This window comes from Streptomyces lothianensis, from assembly GCF_047779955.1.
Taxonomy (GTDB): Bacteria; Actinomycetota; Actinomycetes; order Streptomycetales; family Streptomycetaceae; genus Streptomyces.
Genome location: NZ_JBLMKT010000063.1, coordinates 1 through 16,235, shown reverse-complemented (window position 1 = coordinate 16,235; position 16,235 = coordinate 1). Strand labels below are relative to the sequence as shown.

At 71.5% G+C, this 16,235-nt stretch carries 14 protein-coding genes; 11 read left to right on the top strand and 3 right to left on the bottom strand.

The window, feature by feature from the left end; translation table 11 throughout:
- Positions 1-90: 90 nt before the first annotated feature.
- A complete protein-coding gene (locus ACLF6P_RS21515) occupies positions 91-873 on the top strand; it encodes a sulfite exporter TauE/SafE family protein (RefSeq protein WP_415952324.1) in 783 nt (260 codons plus the stop codon).
- Positions 874-927: 54 nt separating this feature from the next.
- Here the strand turns inward: ACLF6P_RS21515 and ACLF6P_RS21510 are convergent, their stop codons facing one another.
- Complete coding sequence (locus tag ACLF6P_RS21510; RefSeq protein WP_415952270.1) at positions 928-1,461, bottom strand: PadR family transcriptional regulator; 534 nt, start codon at positions 1,459-1,461, stop codon at positions 928-930.
- 119 nt (positions 1,462-1,580) lie between these two features.
- On the opposite strand from ACLF6P_RS21510, the gene ACLF6P_RS21505 reads away from it, so the two are divergent.
- Entirely contained in the window at positions 1,581-2,411 is an 831-nt protein-coding gene (locus tag ACLF6P_RS21505) for an alpha/beta fold hydrolase (RefSeq protein ID WP_415952269.1), read from the top strand.
- A 43-nt stretch (positions 2,412-2,454) separates the two neighbouring features.
- On the opposite strand, the gene ACLF6P_RS21500 is transcribed toward ACLF6P_RS21505, so the two are convergent.
- Positions 2,455-3,027, bottom strand: coding sequence for a dihydrofolate reductase family protein (locus ACLF6P_RS21500; protein ID WP_415952268.1), 573 nt, complete (start codon positions 3,025-3,027; stop codon positions 2,455-2,457).
- A 302-nt stretch (positions 3,028-3,329) separates the two neighbouring features.
- Between ACLF6P_RS21500 and ACLF6P_RS21495 the strand changes: the two genes are divergently transcribed.
- From ACLF6P_RS21495 to ACLF6P_RS21460, 8 genes are all read left to right on the top strand, one after another.
- Positions 3,330-4,166: a TIGR03084 family metal-binding protein gene (locus tag ACLF6P_RS21495; protein WP_415952267.1), complete on the top strand. Its 837-nt coding sequence runs from the start codon at positions 3,330-3,332 to the stop codon at positions 4,164-4,166.
- Positions 4,163-5,977: an acyclic terpene utilization AtuA family protein gene (locus ACLF6P_RS21490; RefSeq protein ID WP_415952266.1), complete on the top strand. Its 1,815-nt coding sequence runs from the start codon at positions 4,163-4,165 to the stop codon at positions 5,975-5,977. Before ACLF6P_RS21495 ends, ACLF6P_RS21490 begins: the two co-directional genes overlap by 4 nt.
- A 118-nt stretch (positions 5,978-6,095) precedes the next feature.
- A complete protein-coding gene (locus ACLF6P_RS21485) occupies positions 6,096-7,697 on the top strand; it encodes an acyl-CoA carboxylase subunit beta (protein ID WP_415952265.1) in 1,602 nt (533 codons plus the stop codon).
- Between the two features lie 31 nt (positions 7,698-7,728).
- Complete coding sequence (locus ACLF6P_RS21480; protein WP_415952264.1) at positions 7,729-9,912, top strand: acetyl/propionyl/methylcrotonyl-CoA carboxylase subunit alpha; 2,184 nt, start codon at positions 7,729-7,731, stop codon at positions 9,910-9,912.
- Positions 9,909-11,066 carry an acyl-CoA dehydrogenase family protein gene (locus ACLF6P_RS21475; protein WP_415952263.1) on the top strand — a complete coding sequence of 386 codons (1,158 nt, stop codon included), beginning with the start codon at positions 9,909-9,911 and terminating at the stop codon, positions 11,064-11,066. Before ACLF6P_RS21480 ends, ACLF6P_RS21475 begins: the two co-directional genes overlap by 4 nt.
- Positions 11,067-11,100: 34 nt before the next feature.
- Complete coding sequence (locus ACLF6P_RS21470) at positions 11,101-12,654, top strand: 4-coumarate--CoA ligase family protein (RefSeq protein ID WP_415952323.1); 1,554 nt, start codon at positions 11,101-11,103, stop codon at positions 12,652-12,654.
- A gap of 122 nt (positions 12,655-12,776) precedes the next feature.
- On the top strand, positions 12,777-13,529 hold the full coding sequence (locus ACLF6P_RS21465; protein WP_415952262.1) for an enoyl-CoA hydratase family protein: 753 nt from the start codon (positions 12,777-12,779) through the stop codon (positions 13,527-13,529).
- On the top strand, positions 13,517-14,224 hold the full coding sequence (locus ACLF6P_RS21460; protein WP_415952261.1) for a TetR/AcrR family transcriptional regulator: 708 nt from the start codon (positions 13,517-13,519) through the stop codon (positions 14,222-14,224). The genes ACLF6P_RS21465 and ACLF6P_RS21460 overlap by 13 nt, the downstream gene beginning before the upstream one ends.
- 73 nt (positions 14,225-14,297) lie before the next feature.
- Here the strand turns inward: ACLF6P_RS21460 and pdxH are convergent, their stop codons facing one another.
- Positions 14,298-14,975, bottom strand: a complete 678-nt coding sequence (pdxH, locus tag ACLF6P_RS21455) for a pyridoxamine 5'-phosphate oxidase (protein ID WP_415952322.1) — start codon at positions 14,973-14,975, stop codon at positions 14,298-14,300.
- Positions 14,976-15,349: 374 nt separating this feature from the next.
- Between pdxH and ACLF6P_RS21450 the strand changes: the two genes are divergently transcribed.
- On the top strand, positions 15,350-16,235 hold an 886-nt coding region (locus ACLF6P_RS21450), incomplete at its 3' end, for a citrate synthase 2 (protein WP_415952260.1).

Below are 16,235 nucleotides of genomic sequence, written 5' to 3'. Positions count from 1 at the left end.
GGCGCCCCATCCTGATCAGTTCACCCCTACGGGTGGGCTCCGTGGCCGTAGACTGCGGGTCGGGTTTCGTCAGGTGTGCGGCGCCGTTTGGTGCTGACCGCATCGGCGACCAGGAAGAACAGGCCTTCTGTCCCCGCGGAGCCGCTGCACATGATGCTCGTCCTAGGCGCGTTCGTCATCCTCGCCATCGCCTCGATCGTGCGTACCACGGCGGGATTCGGGTTCTCGCTCGTCGCCGTTCCCCTGCTGGCCCTGCTGGTGGAACCGGCCGCCGCGGTCGTCATCGCCGGAATCATGGCCGCCCCGCTCAGCCTGTGGATCGCGATACGCGACTGGCGCCACATCGACCGGCGCCTCGCCGGAATCACCGTGCTCTCCGGGCTGGCCGGAGTGCCCCTCGGTATCTGGCTGCTCGCCACGCTGCCCTCCGAAGCGCTGATGATCGCCATCGCCGTCGTCGTCGTGCTCGGCACGTTCCTCGTGTGGCGGAAGGCCACTCTGCGCGGCGGTAGCGCCACCGTCATCGGCGTGGGACTGTTCTGCGGGGCGTCCTTCGCCGCCACCGGAATCGACGGCCCGCCGATGGTCGCGGCGATGCAGAGCATGAAACTCGAGCCCCGGGTCCAGCGGGCCACGCTGGGCGCGGTGTTCTCGGGTACGAGCCTGGCCGCGCTGGCCGGCTTCGGGTTCAGCGGGCAGCTCACCGCCACGGTAGGGCAGATGCTGCTCGCCGGGGTCCCGGCGTTCCTCGTCGGGATCCTCGCGGGGGAGAAGATCTTCCATCGGCTGAACGCGGAACGGTTCCGCAGTGCCGTCCTCGGACTCCTTGCGGTCAGCTCGGTGTCGATGCTGCTGCGGGTGGCGACGGCGTGACCCACGCCTTCCGGTGAGGCCCGACGGTCCTCCGTAGCCCGCGATTCTCCATCCTCAGGCAGGTCCTTCCAGCCCGGCCAGCGTCTCCCGCAGCCATCGCAGCTCGGCCTGTGTGGTGGCGCGGGCGATGGTCAGGACTCCGCTGCGGAAGAGGTCGTCGGCCAGCTCCTCGGCCCGCAGGGGGTGTTCGCCGTCGTAGAAGAAGCTCGTGGGCTCCTCCAGGAAGGCGAGGCGGCGGCGCAGGACGGCCGCCTGGGCCGCCGGGTCGGCGAGGTGGCGCAGGAAGGTGAGCAGGGTGAACCACCGGTTCTCGTCCGTCACCTCCGTCCCCTCCGCCTCCGCGAGGCGGCGCAGCAGCTCGCGCCGGCCCTCGGCGGTGAGGCTCAGGACGTGCCGGGGCGCGGCCGCCGGACCCTGCTGCGTCTCGCGTGCGAGCAGCCCGGCCTTCTCCAGCCGCCTGATCGCCGGGTAGAGGGTGGATTCGCCGACGGGGCGTACGTGTCCGGTCAGTGCGGTGATGCGTTTGCGCAGCTCGTAGCCGTGGAGGGGGGCTTCGTAGAGGAATCCGAGGATCGAGAGCTCCAGCATGCGGCCATTGTTCCCCATAAGCGCGGTACATCGTTGACGTAGTACTACGTCAACGATGTACTCTCTCCCGGGTGGCCGGACGGAATCGGCTGCCCGGACGGACAAGGGGAGTGGGCGCGATGCGACAGGTGCGGTTCGATGCGCGGGGCAGCATGATCCGCTGGACCGAGGCGGAAGCGGTCGTCCAGGAGGCAGGGGGAGCTGCAGGCGCGGAGGCGGGAGCGGCGGGAACCGGAGCCGGGGTCGCCGCGACCGAGCCGATCGTCTTCGTCCACGGCCTGGGCGCAAGCTCCGCCGCCTATCACGCCCACATCGCCGCCCGGCCCGAACTCACCGGCCGCCGCATCCTCTTCGTCGACCTGCCCGGCCACGGCCTCAGCGACCGCCCCGCCGACTTCGCGTACAGGCTGACCGATCACGCGGACGCGCTCGCCGCCGTCCTCGATGCGGCGGGTGTGCGCCAGGGTGTGATCGCGGGGCACAGCATGGGCGGCTCGGTCGCCATCGTGCTGGCCCATCACCGGCCCGATCTGGTGGGCCGCCTGGTGATCACCGAGGGCGGCCTCGACCGGGTCCCGCCGCACATGGCGGGGAGCGGCGCCATCTCCGCCTTCACGGAGAAGGAGTTCGTACGAGGTGGGGGCTTCGCCCGCATACTGGACCAGGTGGGCCCGGTCTGGGCGGCCACCATGCGCCTCACCGACCCCGTGGCCCTGCATCGCACGGCCACGCACCGGGCGCGCGGCACCGACCCGGTGATGCGCGAGATGCTCGAACAGGCCCCCATGGAACGCGTCTACCTCCAGGGCGCCCTCTCCGGCGAACTCCCCGGCCGTACGGCCCTGGAGGCGGCCGGAGTGCGAGTCCTCACCGCCCCGGACGCCGGCCACAACGTCATGTTCGACAACCCGGAGTTCTTCGCGCGGGCGGTGGCGGGAGCGGAGCGGTAGGGGCCCCACCGGGCGGCTCGGGGATTTCCGGCCCTGGGGCCCCTCAGCGGACCACGTCGAAGACCATCTTCTGAATGCCGTTCGCGTACGCCTCCTGCTCCACCAGCTTCAGCATCTGCTTCTCCTTGTCCGTCTCGCTGAACAGGCGCTTTCCGGCGCCGAGAAGCAGGGGGAAGACCAGCAGGTGGTAGCGGTCGATGAGGCCCGCGTCGGAGAGGTCGCGGCCCAGCCGGGTGCTGCCGTGCATGATGATCGGGCCGCGCTCGGTATCCTTCAGGGCGGCGACCGCGTCGAGGGAGCGGAGGATCGTGGTCTCGCCCCAGCCGGTGACGAGGTCCTCGTCCTTGAGGGTGGTCGAGACGACGTACTTCGGCAGCGTCTTGTACCTGGCGAACTCCTCCATCCCCGGCCACACCGGGCTGAACGCCTCGTAGCTGGCCCGCCCGAAGAGCATCACACCGGCCTCCTCCTGCTCGCGGGTCTTGAGCTCGTAGGCCTCCGGCAGGAACTCCAGGTCCTTGAAGGTCCACCCGGAGCTGCGGTGCCCGGGCTCGCCGCCGGGGGAGTCCATGACGCCGTCGAGGGAGACGAAGGCGGTGCTGATGAGAGTGCCCATGGGGTGTTCTCCGTAGGTCGTGTGCGGTAGCTGCTTCGTGTGCGTTGGTTACGTCGGGTAGACGGCCGCGTGCGGCGAAAGTCATCGGTCCGGCGAGGAATTCATGATGAGGCATTCATGATGACGGGCTTCCCGGGGTGTCAGGGGGCTTTCGGGGCTTCCGAGGGCTGCCGGGCTTCCCGGACCAAAATTGTTCAAACAAGCAAGCAAGTAAGCAAGCATGCTTGCTTGTTTTCTGGCGCGCTGCCATGCTCGCTCCACGCCGACGCCCCCATGACGCCTCGCCGAGGAGAGTGCGCGCCATGTCCCGAGTCGTACGTGAAGTGCTCGATGATCTGGTCGAGGAGTCCATTGAACTCGACACCCTGGTCGCGGAGTTGGGGAGCGAGGGGTGGCGGGCGGCCACCCCCGCCGAGGGGTGGAGTGTCGCCCACCAGATCGCGCACCTCGCCTGGACCGACCGGGCCGCGCTGCTCGCCGTGACCGATCCCGAAGGCTTCGGGGTGGAGGTGGAGAAGGCGCTGGGCGCACCGCACGCTTTCGTCGACGAGGCCGCCCAGGAGGGCGCGCTGCTTGCGCCCGGGGAGTTGCTCGCGCGGTGGCGCGAGGGGCGCGAGCGGCTGCAAGGCGCGCTGCGCGCCGCGCCCGAGAAGGCCAAGTTCCCCTGGTTCGGGCCGCCGATGAGTGCCGCGTCCATGGCGACCGGGCGGCTGATGGAGACCTGGGCGCACGGCCAGGACGTGGCCGACGCGCTGGGCGTACGGCGCGTTCCCACGGCGCGGCTGCGGCATGTCGTACGGATCGGGGTGCGGGCACGGGACTTCTCGTTCCTGGCGCGGGGGATGGAGGCGCCCGGGGAGGCGTTCCGGGTGGAAGTGCGGGCGCCGGGCGGGGAGGTGTGGGGGTTCGGGCCCGAGGAGGCCGCTCAGCGGGTGACCGGGAGCGCGTACGACTTCTGCCTCCTCGTGACGCAGCGGGCCCACCGTGACGACCTCGGCGTACGGGCCGAGGGGCCGGATGCGGACCGTTGGCTGGACATCGCGCAGGCCTTCGCCGGGCCGCCCGGGAAGGGGCGGCCGCCGGCGGGCGATGGCGTGAATGACGACGGTGGCGCGAACGCCGGCGGTGGCGCGCAGTGAGCGTCCCCCCGGCGGGCGACCCGCCCCGCCCGCTCCGTATCGCCAACGCCTCCGGTTTCTACGGCGACCGGCACGACGCCCTGCGCGAGATGCTCACCGGCGGCCCCGTGGACGTCGTGACCGGGGACTATCTCGCCGAGCTGACCATGCTCATCCTCGGCCGGGATCTGCTGAAGAACCCGGACGACGGCGGATACGCCAAGACGTTCCTGCGGCAGTTGGAGGACTGCCTCGGGATCGCCCGCGAGCAGGGCACGAGGATCGTGGTCAACGCGGGCGGGCTCAACCCGGCCGGACTCGCCGCCAAGGTACGGGAGTTGGCCGGGCGGGTCGGCGTCGAGGCGCGGGTCGCGCATGTCGAGGGCGACGACCTGCGGGCATGGCCCGGCTGGGGCGAGGGCGTCCTCACCGCGAACGCCTACCTCGGCGGTGGCGGCATCACCGCCTGCCTGCGGGCGGGCGCGGACATCGTGGTCACCGGCCGAGTGACCGATGCGGCGCTGGTCACCGGGGCCGCCGCCTGGTGGTTCGACTGGCCGGGCGGGCAGTACGGCCCGGACGGCGACGGTGGCCCGGACGGGCAGTACGACTCGGACGGCGACGGTGGCCCGGGCGGGACGCACAGCCCCGAGGCGGCGTACGACGCCCTCGCCGGAGCCGTCGTCGCCGGCCACGTACTGGAGTGCGGCGCGCAGGCCACCGGCGGCAACTACGCCTTCTTCGGCGAGCACGACCCACGCAAACTGCTCCACCCCGGCTTCCCGCTCGCCGAACTGCACGCCGACGGCAGCAGCGTCATCACCAAGCACCCGGGCACCGGCGGCCTCGTCGACCTCGGCACCGTCACCGCCCAACTCCTGTACGAGACAGGCCCGGTCCGGTACGCGGGCCCGGACGTCACCGCCCGCCTCGACTCCGTACGGCTCACGCAGGACGGCACGGACCGGGTGCGGATCGAGGGCGTACGGGGCGAGGCGCCGCCGCCCATGCTCAAGGTGGGACTCAACCGGCTCGGCGGGCACCGCAACGAGGTCGAGTTCGTGCTCACGGGCCTGGACATCGAGGCCAAGGCCGCCTTCGTACAGGCGCAGTTGGAGGAGTCGCTCGGCAAGCGGCGGCCCCGGGAGCTGCGCTGGGAGCTGGTGCGGACCGACCGGGAGGACGCGCCCACGCAGGAGACGGCGAGCGCGCTGCTCCGGCTCGTCGTGCGCGACGATGACCCGGAGCTGGTGGGGCGGCGGCTCAGCGGGGCCGCCGTGGAGCTGGGCCTGTCCGGCTATCCGGGGTTCACGCTCACCGCGCCGCCGGGACGCGGAGCGCCGTACGGGGTGTTCGAGGCCGCGTACGTACCGCAGGGGGAGGTCGAGCACACCGCCGTACTGCCCGACGGGACCCGGCAACGCATCCCCGCACCGGCCAGCACGCGCCCGCTCGAACCCGTACCGCCCCCGCATCTGCCTCCGCCGCTGCCGCACGGCGCCGTACGGCGTGCCCCGCTCGGGCGGGTCGCGGGCGCGCGCAGCGGCGACAAGGGCGGGGACGCGAACGTCGGGGTGTGGGTGCGCTCGGACGCGGCCTGGCGGTGGCTCGCGCATGAGCTGACGGTCGAGTGCTTCGTGCAACTCCTGCCGGAGGCCGAGGGGCTGAAGGTCACGCGCCATCTGCTGCCCGAGCTGCGGGCCCTCAACTTCGTGGTCGAGGGGCTGCTCGGCGAGGGCGTCGCCTCACGACACCGCTTCGATCCGCAGGCGAAGGGAGTGGGGGAGTGGCTGCGGGCGCGGTACCTGGATGTGCCGGAGGTTCTGCTGTGAGTCCGCCCGTGACCCGCACAGTCCCCTCCCTCCCGGGGGCCGGAGCCCTTCTCAGGATATCCGGCCCACACAACCCCCACCGCCCCCTGTGGACAACCCACCCCACCGGAGCCCGCCCATGACCACCTTGTCCACAGCCCTTGACACCACCTCCCCCGACTACCGCTCCCACCGCGAGGCCATGCTCACCAGGCTCGAAGAGCTGGCCGCCGAGCACGCAAAGGCCCTTGCGGGCGGCGGCGAGAAGTACACCGACCGGCATCGCACGCGCGGCAAGCTCCTCGCCCGCGAACGGATCGAGCTGCTGCTCGACCCCGACACCCCGTTCCTCGAACTCTCCCCGCTCGCCGCCTGGGGCAGCGACTACCCGGTGGGTGCCTCGATGGTCACCGGCATCGGCGTCGTCGAGGGCGTCGAATGCCTGATCACGGCCAACGACCCGACCGTACGCGGCGGCGCCAGCAACCCCTGGACCCTGAAGAAGGCCTTCCGCTCGCACGAGATCGGCCACGCCAACCGGCTCCCCTCCATCCACCTGGTCGAGTCCGGCGGCGCGGATCTCCCCTCCCAGAAGGAGATCTTCATCCCGGGCGGCGCCCTCTTCAAACACCTCACGCAGTCCTCCGCCGCCGGCATCCCCACCATCGCCGTCGTCTTCGGCAACTCGACCGCCGGCGGCGCGTACGTCCCCGGAATGTGCGATCACGTGATCATGGTCAAGGAGCGCGCCAAGGTCTTCCTCGGTGGCCCGCCCCTGGTCAAGATGGCCACCGGTGAGGAATCCGGCGACGAGGAACTCGGCGGCGCCGAGATGCACGCCCGCACCTCCGGACTCGCCGACTACCTCGCCGCCGACGAACACGACGCACTCCGGCAGACCCGTCGCGTCGTAGCGCGCCTCAACTGGCGCAAGGCATACGAGGATCCGGCAGTCCCGGCCGAGCCGCCCAAGTACGACGAGGACGAACTCCTCGGCATCGTCCCCGGCGACCTCAAGATCCCCTTCGACCCGCGCGAGGTCATCGCCCGCATCGTCGACGCCTCCGACTTCGACGAGTTCAAACCGCTCTACGGCCCGTCCCTGGCCACCGGCTGGGCGAGCCTGCACGGTTACCCCGTCGGTATCCTCGCCAACGCCCAGGGCGTCCTCTTCTCCGAGGAGTCCCAGAAAGCCGCCCAGTTCATCCAGCTCGCCAACCAGCGCGACATCCCCCTCCTCTTCCTCCACAACACCACCGGCTACATGGTCGGCAAGGAGTACGAGCAGGGCGGCATCATCAAACACGGCGCGATGATGATCAACGCCGTCTCCAACTCCCGCGTCCCCCACCTCTCCGTCCTCATGGGCGCCAGCTACGGCGCCGGGCACTACGGCATGTGCGGACGTGCCTACGACCCCCGCTTCCTCTTCGCCTGGCCCAGCGCCAAATCCGCGGTCATGGGCCCGCAGCAGCTCGCCGGCGTCCTGTCGATCGTCGCGCGCGCCTCCGCCGCCGCGAAGGGACAGCCGTACGACGAGGAGGCGGACGCGGGCCTGCGCGCCATGGTCGAGCAGCAGATCGAGTCCGAGTCGCTGCCGATGTTCCTCTCCGGACGGCTCTACGACGACGGCGTCATCGACCCGCGCGACACACGCACCGTCCTCGGGCTGTGCCTGTCCGCGATCCACACGGCGCCCTACGAGGGCGCGAAGGGCGGCTTCGGTGTCTTCAGGATGTGAGGTCCGTGTCTCTTCAGGAAGTGAGGATCGGATGATCGGTTCCGTGCTCGTCGCCAACCGGGGCGAGATCGCCTGCCGCATCTTCCGTACGTGCCGTGAGCTGGGCATCTCCACCGTCGCCGTGTACTCCGACGCGGACGCCGGCGCCCTGCACGTACGCGAGGCGGACACGGCCGTACGGCTCCCGGGCGCGGCGCCCGCGGACACCTACCTGCGCGGAGAACTCGTCGTGAAGGCCGCCCTCGCCGCGGGCGCGGACGCCGTCCACCCCGGCTACGGCTTCCTCTCCGAGAACGCCGGCTTCGCCAGGGCCGTACGGGACGCGGGCCTGAACTGGATCGGCCCGCCGCCCGAGGCCATCGAGGCCATGGCCTCGAAGACCCGAGCGAAGCAGCTGATGGGCCTCGCGCCCCTCGACGTCGGCAAGCTCACCGAGGCCGACCTGCCCGTCCTGGTGAAGGCCGCCGCGGGCGGAGGCGGGCGCGGCATGCGGATCGTGCGCGAACTCGCCCAGCTGGAGGCCGAGTCGGCGGCAGCGCGGGCCGAAGCGCTGAGCGCCTTCGGGGACGGCGAGGTCTTCGTCGAGCCGTACGTCGAGGGCGGACGCCATGTCGAGGTGCAGATCCTCGCCGACACCCACGGCACGGTATGGACGCTCGGCACGCGCGACTGCTCGCTGCAGCGGCGTCACCAGAAGGTCGTCGAGGAGGCCCCCGCACCCGGGCTCACACGGGCGGTCGAGGCCCGGATGCGCGAGCTCGCCGTACGGGCGGCTCGATCCGTCTCGTACGTGGGGGCGGGGACCGTCGAATTCCTCGTCGCCGGGGACGACACCGCGCACTTCCTGGAGATGAACACCCGCCTCCAGGTCGAACACCCGGTGACCGAGGCGGTGTTCGGGATCGACCTGGTCGAACTGCAGCTGCGGGTCGCCGAGGGCGAGGCGCTCCCCGCCGCACCGCCTCCGCCGAGCGGGCACGCGGTGGAGGCCCGCCTCTACGCCGAGGACCCGGCGGCGGCCTGGACCCCGCAGACCGGGACACTGCACCGCTTCGAGGTCCCCGGGAGCGTACGCGTCGACACCGGCTTCACCGGCGGGGACACGATCGGGGTGCACTACGACGCGATGCTGGCCAAGGTGGTGGCGTACGCCCCGACGCGGGCGGCGGCGCTGCGGAAGCTGTCCGGGGCGCTGGAACGGGCCCGGCTGCACGGGCCCGTCACCAACCGCGACCTTCTGGTGCGGGCGTTGCGGCACCCGGAGTTCGCGGCGGGTGGCGCGGACACCGGGTTCTTCGACCGGAACCTGGCCGCGCTGGTCGCCGAGGACGATTCCGGCGCGGAGGTATATGCAGCGGTGGCGGTGGTGGCGGCGAAGGCCTTCTTCCCCCACCCCGCCCTCTCATCGTTTCCCGGGGCTCCGCCCCGGACCCCCACGCGGCGGAGCCGCACAATGTCACAGCCGAACTCCGTTCGGATTGCCTCAAGCGCCGGCGGGGCCGGAATTTCGGCCCGTGCGGCGTTTGAGGACGAGCGCGTTCAGCGCGATATGGGGGTCCGGGGGCTTGCCCCCGGTTCCGGGAAGGGGCGGGGTGGGGGAAGAAGAAGCCTTTGGACCCGCACCGGCGCTTGGCGGAACCTGCCGTCGCAGCCCCAGCTCAGAACCTACGAGGGCACCGAAACTCACCGCATCAGGTACTTCCGCACCCGCACCGGCCTGGACTTCCCCGACCTCCCTGAGGTCCGCCTCATGGAGGCCGCCGAGGACCACATCGTCCTCGAAATCGACAACATCCGAAGGGACTTCCACCTCTCCGCCTACGGAGACGGAAAGCTCCACGTGGACACCCCCACCCACACCTGGACCCTCACCGAACACCCCCGGTTCCCCGAACCGGAGACCGCTGCCGCCCCCGGCGACCTCCTCGCCCCGATGCCCGGCGCGGTCGTCCGCCTCGCCGAAGGCATCACCGAGGGGGCCCATGTCCGGGCCGGACAGAACATCCTCTGGCTGGAGGCCATGAAGATGGAACACCGGGTCACCGCCCCGGTCTCCGGCACCCTCACCGCCCTCCACGCCACCCCCGGCCGTCAGGTCGAGCCGGGCGCCCTGCTCGCCGTCGTACAGCCCGAGCCCGCGGATGCCGCACAGCCCGCATCCGCTGATGCCGTACCGCCTGTACAGCCCGTACCCGAGGAGGAACAGCCATCATGACCGTTCTGGAAACCCAGGAGCAGAACGACCTGCGCGCCGCCGTATCCACACTGGGAACCCGCTACGGCCGCGACTACCTCACCCGCGTCGTCCGCGAGGGCGGCCACCCGGAGGCCCTGTGGACGGAGGCCGGCAAGCTCGGCTACCTCGGGGTCAACCTCCCCGAGGAGTACGGAGGCGGCGGCGGAGGAATCTCCGAACTCTCCATCGTCCTTGAGGAGTTGGGCGCCACCGGCGCACCGCTGCTGATGCTCGTCGTCAGCCCCGCCATCTGCGGCACCGTCATCGCCCGCTTCGGCACCGAGGAGCAGAAACGCGCCTGGCTGCCGGGCCTCGCGGACGGCTCCCGCACGATGGCCTTCGGCATCACCGAACCCGACGCGGGTTCCAACTCCCACCGCATCACCACCACGGCCCGCCGCGAGGGCGAGGACTGGATCCTCACCGGCCGCAAGATCTTCGTCTCGGGTGTGGACATCGCCGACGCGACGCTCATCGTCGGCCGCACCGAGGACGCCCGTACGGGCAAGCTCAAGCCGTGCCTGTTCATCGTCCCGCGGGACGCCGAGGGCTTCCGGCGCAACCCCGTCGACATGGAACTCCAGGCCGCGGAGAAGCAGTTCGAACTCGTCCTCGACGACGTGCGGCTGCCCGCCGACGCGCTCGTCGGCGACGAGGACGCGGGCCTGCTGCAGCTCTTCGCCGGGCTCAACCCCGAGCGCATCATGACCGCCGCCTTCGCGATCGGCATGGGCCGCTACGCGCTGGGCCGCGCCATCGCGTATGCCAAGGAACGCAGCGTGTGGAAGGAGCCGATCGGCGCGCACCAGGCCATCGCGCACCCCCTCGCGCAGGCGCACATCGCGCTCGAATCGGCGCGTCTGATGATGCAGAAGGCCGCCGCGCTGTACGACGCGGGCGACGACGTCGGCGCGGGCGAGGCCGCCAACATGGCCAAGTACGCGGCCGCCGAGGCCTGTGTGCAGGCCGTCGACCAGTCCGTGCACACCCTCGGCGGCAACGGGCTGACCCGCGAGTACGGCCTGGCCTCCCTCATCACCGCGTCCCGCGTGGCGCGTATCGCGCCCGTCAGCCGGGAAATGATCCTCAACTACGTGTCCCACCAGACCCTCGGCCTGCCCAAGTCGTACTGAGGAAACCAATTCTGTTCGTACGGAGGTCAGCATGGTGTTCCAGAGCGAGTACGCAGCCGTACCACCCGTAGAACTTCCCATCCACGAAGCCGTGCTCGGGCCCTGCGCCGCCTACGCGGACGCGCCCGCCCTGATCGACGGTGTGGAGGGCAGGACGCTGACGTACGCGCAGCTCGACGCCTTCCACCGCAAGGTGGCCGCCGGGCTCGCGGACGCCGGGGTGCGCAAGGGTGACGTGGTCGCCCTGCACAGCCCGAACACCATTCTGTGGCCGGTCGCCTTCTACGGCGCCACACGGGCGGGCGCCACCGTCACCACCGTGCACCCGCTCTACACAGCCGAGGAGTTCGCGCGGCAGCTGCGCGACGCGGAGGCGAGCTGGATCATCACGGTCTCGCCGCTGCTCCCCGTCGCGCAGGCGGCCGCGGAACGCGCGGGCGGGATACGGGAGATCATCGTCTGCGACGAGGCGGATGGCCACCGCTCGCTCCTTTCGATGCTCGGCGCGGAGCTGCCCGAGCCGTCCGTCGACATCGACCCGGCGCGCGACCTCGCCGTCCTCCCGTACTCCTCGGGCACCACCGGCGTCCCCAAGGGCGTGATGCTCACCCACCGTTCGGTGGCCACGAACCTCGCGCAGCTCGCCCCGACCCTGCCGATGGGCCCCGGCGACCGCATCCTCGCCGTCCTGCCCTTCTTCCACGCGTACGGGCTGACCGCCCTGCTCAACGCGCCGCTCGGGCACGGCGCCTCGGTGGTCGTCCTCCCGAAATTCGACCTGGAGAACTTCCTCACCGCCGTCGAGAAACACCGCATCACCGGCCTGTACGTGGTCCCGCCGATCGCCCTCGCGCTCGCCAAGCACCCGGCCGTCGAGAACTTCGACCTCTCCTCGGTCCGCTACGTCATCAGCGCCGCCGCACCCTTGGACGCCGAACTCGCCGCCGCCTGCTCGGCCCGCCTCGGCGGCGTGCCCGTCGGCCAGGGCTACGGCATGACGGAACTCTCGCCCGCCACCCACGTCACCCCCGTCGCCGAGGGCCCGATACCGGCGGGCAGCGTCGGCAAGCTGATCGCGGGGACCCAGCTGCGGATCGTGTCCCTCGAAGACCCCGGCCGCGATCTCGGAGTCGGCGAGGAGGGCGAGGTGGTGGTCCGCGGGCCCCAGGTCATGAAGGGCTACCTCGGCCGCCCGGACGCGACCGCCGACATGATCGACGACGAGGGCTGGCTGCACACCGGTGACGTCGGCCGGGTCGACGCGGACGGCTGGCTCTACATCGTCGACCGCGTCAAGGAACTGATCAAGTACAAGGGCTTCCAGGTCGCCCCCGCCGAACTCGAAGCCGTCCTCATCGCCGACCCGCGGATCGCGGACGCGGCGGTGATCGGGGTGTACGACGCGGAGGGCAACGAGTACCCGAAGGCGTTCGTGGTCCGCGCCGACCCCGGTCTCACCGCCGAGGACGTACAGGAGTACGTGGCTTCGCAGGTGGCGCCGCACAAGAAGGTGCGGGAGGTCGAGTTCATCGAGACCGTGCCGCGGGCGGCCACGGGGAAGATCCTGCGCAGGGAACTGCGGAAATAGCCGCGTCGGCGCACGAGCCGATGCGACCGTAGCCCGGGGCGGGGGGCTCCCCCCCCCGCCCGCCTGTCAGCCCCTGCCGGCCTGCCACTCCCGCCCCACCCGCCCCACCCGAAAGGCCCTCCGTGACCAACCCGACCACCCCGTCCCGCCTGACCCGGACGCACGAGCGCGGCATCACCACCCTCACCCTTGACACCCCGCACAACCGCAACGCCCTCTCCGCCGAACTCGTCGACGAGCTGACGACCGCCCTGCGCCGCGCCGCCGTCGACGCCGACGTAAGGGCCGTCGTCCTCAGCCACACCGGCCCCACCTTCAGCGCGGGCGCCGACCTCAAGTCCCCGGTCAACCCGTACACCTTCGTCGACCTGCTCCGCGCCCTCGTCGAACTCCCCAAGCCGGTCCTCGCCCGCGTGGACGGCTCCGCACGCGCCGGCGGCCTCGGTCTCCTCGGCGCCTGCGACCTCGTGCTTGCCTCCACCGACTCCACCTTCGCGTTCACGGAGGTGCGGATCGGGGTCGCGCCCGCGATCATCTCGCTGACCCTGCTGCCCCGTATGGACGCGCGCGCCGCCTCCCGCTACTACCTCACCGGAGAACGCTTCGACGCCGCCGAAGCCACCCGGATCGGCCTGATCACCGAGGCCGTCGACGACCTGGACGCGGGCGTCGCCGCCGTCTGCGAGTCCTTCCGCAAGGCCGCACCGCAGGGGCTGGCCGAGGCGAAGCGGCTGGTCACGGCTAGAGTCCTGGAAGCCTTCGAGCGAGATGCGGAGGACCTGGTCCAGCGTTCGGCCTCCCTGTTCGCCTCCGCCGCCGCACGCGAGGGCATGACCGCCTTCTTCGAACGACGGGACGCCCCATGGGTGCTGTGACACCGGCCGCGCGGACGGGACGTACGCAGGGATCCGCGTCAGCGGACCGTACGCCCGGAGCCGCGTCAGCAGGCCGTACGCAGCCGGCGGACCGCGCCCCGAAACCGGACCGGGCCCCCAAGCAGGACCGGGCCCCCAAGCAGGACCGCAGCCGCGCCACCCGCCGGCGCCTCCTCGAAGCCGCCGTCGCCTGTCTCGCCGAACTCGGCTGGGCGCGCTCGACCGTCTCCGTCGTAGCCGAACGCGCCGGCGTCTCCCGCGGCGCCGCACAGCACCACTTCCCGACCCGCGAGGACCTCTTCACGGCCGCCGTCGAATACGTCGCCGAGCAGCGTTCCGAGGCCCTGCGCGAGGTCTCCGCGAAGACCCGCGCCGATGCCGTCGCGGCGCTCGTCGACCTCTACACCGGCCCGCTGTTCCGCGCCGCCCTCCACCTGTGGGTCGCCGCCTCCCACGAGGAACAGCTGCACGCCCGCGTCGCCGAGCTGGAGGCCCGCGTCGGCCGCGAGACCCACCGCATCGCCGTACGCCTCCTCGACGCCGACGAATCCCGCCCCGGCGTCCGCGAAACCGTCCAGGGCCTCCTCGACATGGCCCGCGGCCTCGGCCTGGCCAACGTCCTCACCGACGACACGGCCCGCCGCGAACGTGTCGTACGGCAGTGGGGCCACCTCCTGGACGAGGCGCTGGGCTGACGGACGGGCTGACGGACGGGCTGACGGACCGGTTGATGCACGGGCTGATGCTCGGGTTGACGCACGGCTGACGCTACGGGGCGAGCCGCTCCACGACCCACTCCCCACCACGCTCGACGTACCGCAGCCGGTCATGCAGCCGGTTCTGCCGCCCCTGCCAGAACTCCACCGTCTCCGGCACGACGAGAATCCCGCCCCAGTGCGGAGGAACCGGCACCTGCCCGCCCTCCGAACCCTCCGAACCCTCCGAACACCCCGAACCCTCCGCTCCCCCTGGACCCTCCGGGTACCGCGCCGCCAACTCCTCGTACGCGCCCTCGATCTCCGCCCGCGAACCGATCACCGAGGACTGCGCACTCGCCCAGGCGCCGAGCTGCGAGCCGTGCGGCCGGGTCCGGAAGTATTCCGCCGTCTCGTCTCTCCCGACCCGCTCCGCACGCCCGGAGACGATCACCTGCCGGGCGAGCGGATGCCAGGGAAAGAGCAGTGAGACATGCGGGTTGGCGGCAATCTCCCTCCCCTTCCGCGACTCGTAGTTCGTATAGAAAGCGAACCCCCGCTCGTCGTAACCCTTGAGCAGCACGGTCCGCGAACTCGGCCGCCCTTCCGTATCCGCCGTCGACAGAACCATGGCGTTCGGCTCGTAGAGATGGGCTTCGGCGGCCTCGGTGAACCAGCGGTGGAACTGGGCCATCGGACCGGCGGCGAGCTCGTGCTCGTCGAGCCCGGCCGTCCGGTACTGCTCGCGCATCGCGGCGGGGTTCAGGACGTGGGCCTGCGCGCGGTCGGGTGCGTGCTCGTGGGTGCGCTCGTGTGCGTGCTCTGGTGCGCGCTCGTGTGCGTGGTCGGTCACGGGCGTCATCCTGTCGCACGGCGGATGGTTCGCACGGGTGGGCTCCGTGTTCCGGACGAGTGTGGCTCGCGGCACTCAGTGCCAGGAACCATCGCCATCGGTGACACCAAGGGATATCGTCCCTCTCGACCGGGCATCACCGGGGTGGCCGAGGGCGGACGCGAGTCGGGAGAGACCGCGCAACCGCCGCCGACACCACGCACCTACCACCGCACGCCCTGCCCCTGCTGCCCCTGCTGCCCCTGCCGACCCCAACCCTGAGGAGCCGCCCGATGTCGGACTTCGTCCCCGGTCTCGAGGGAATCACCGCGTTCGAAACGGAGATCGCCGAACCGGACAAGGAAGGGGGAGCCCTCCGCTACCGCGGCGTCGACATCGAAGACCTGGTCGGCAACGTCTCCTTCGGCAACGTCTGGGGACTCCTGGTCGACGGCGCGTTCGACCCGGGCCTGCCGCCCGCCGAGCCGTTCCCGATTCCCGTGCACTCCGGCGACATCCGCGTCGACGTCCAGTCCGCGCTCGCCATGCTCGCCCCGGTCTGGGGCCTCAAACCGCTCCTCGACATCGATGCCGCCCAGGCCCGCGACGACCTCGCCCGCGCCGCCGTCATGGCCCTCTCGTACGTCGCGCAGTCGGCGCGCGGACAGGGGCAGCCGATGGTTCCGCAGCGCGAGATCGACAAGGCGGCCAGCGTCGTCGAACGCTTCATGATCCGCTGGCGCGGCGAGCCCGACCCCAAGCACGTCGCGGCCGTCGACGCGTACTGGACCTCCGCCGCCGAGCACGGCATGAACGCCTCCACCTTCACCGCCCGCGTCATCGCCTCGACGGGCGCGGACGTGGCGGCCGCCCTCTCCGGCGCGGTCGGCGCGATGTCCGGCCCGCTGCACGGTGGCGCGCCGTCCCGCGTCCTGGGCATGATCGAGGAGATCGAGCGCACGGGCGACGCGGAGGCGTACGTACGCGGCGCCCTCGACCGCGGCGAGCGCCTCATGGGCTTCGGCCACCGCGTCTACCGCGCCGAGGACCCTCGCGCCCGCGTCCTGCGCCGCACGGCCCGCGAACTCGGCGCACCCCGCTTCGAGGTGGCCGAAGCCCTCGAAAAGGCGGCCCTCGCCGAACTCCACGCCCGCCGCCCGGACCGCGTCCTGGCCACGA